Origin of the sequence: Vibrio sp. Sgm 5, from assembly GCF_026241575.1 — a bacterium.
Lineage (GTDB): Bacteria > Pseudomonadota > Gammaproteobacteria > Enterobacterales > Vibrionaceae > Vibrio > Vibrio jasicida.
Map to the genome: position 1 here is coordinate 1 of NZ_JAPHPY010000153.1, position 314 is coordinate 314.

At 41.1% G+C, this 314-nt stretch carries 1 pseudogene; it reads left to right on the plus strand.

What is annotated here, in order from left to right:
- A pseudogene (locus OQJ86_RS26485) lies at positions 1–314 on the plus strand (IS4 family transposase); the annotation flags it as partial.

Genomic DNA, 314 nt, shown 5'->3' on the forward strand with positions numbered 1-314 from the left:
GAGTCACTCAGGCTACAAAGTAAAGATAACTTAGAGAGATTAAGTGTCATCTATGCCTTTGTTGCTACGCGTTTATTGGCGTTACGCTTCATTAAAGAAGTTGATGAGCTAACGAAAGAAAGTTGTGAAAAGGTATTGGGCCAAAAAGCTTGGAAGCTACTGTGGTTGAAACTAGAAAGTAAGACGTTACCTAAAGAAGTACCCGATATGGGCTGGGCGTACAAAAACCTTGCTAAATTAGGCGGTTGGAAAGATACCAAGAGGACGGGTAGAGCTTCAATAAAGGTGCTTTGGGAAGGATGGTTTAAACTACA